Source organism: Stenotrophomonas sp. GbtcB23 (assembly GCF_019091045.1).
In the GTDB taxonomy this organism is placed as follows: Bacteria; Pseudomonadota; Gammaproteobacteria; order Xanthomonadales; family Xanthomonadaceae; genus Stenotrophomonas; species Stenotrophomonas rhizophila_A.
Map to the genome: position 1 here is coordinate 1 of NZ_JAGXKC010000188.1, position 488 is coordinate 488.

The following is a 488-nucleotide window of genomic DNA, read 5'->3' on the forward strand; positions in this document are numbered from 1 at the left end:
CGGCAGTGCCGGTGCGCACGACCTGTTTGTCGCTTTCTCCATGCCTGGCACCGCAGCGGGCGAGGCGGACACCGCCTTGGTGAACAACGAGACCTTCGATGAAAGTGCAGGCGCAGTCACCCGAGCGCGTCTAGAGGACGTTTCGCTGAGCCAGGACGGTGCCAAGGCCGCCCCGGACCTGGCCAGTTGGAAAGAGATCGGCAAGCAAAGCCAGCTCACCGTCCATCCGGCGGGCGAGGGCACCTATCTGCTGGGTGTCTCGACGATGGCTGCCACCAGCACACGTACGGCCAGCGAGTTCGGCAAGTACCTGGAGCTGGAAGACTTGCCCGATACGCTGGCCACCTATGACGCAAGCAAGTTCCCCAAAGGGGTCACCTATAGCTATACCAAGCATGCCCGTGCCATTGGACAGGTGGGCACGAAACTGACCGACGACTTCGCTGCCTCGCTGGGCTATCCGTTGGAGATCCGCTTGACCCGCAATC

General features: G+C 62.5%; 1 pseudogene. It reads left to right on the forward strand.

Annotated elements, in window-relative coordinates:
* Positions 1-488, forward strand: a pseudogene (locus tag KVS69_RS18735) (DUF4198 domain-containing protein); the annotation flags it as partial.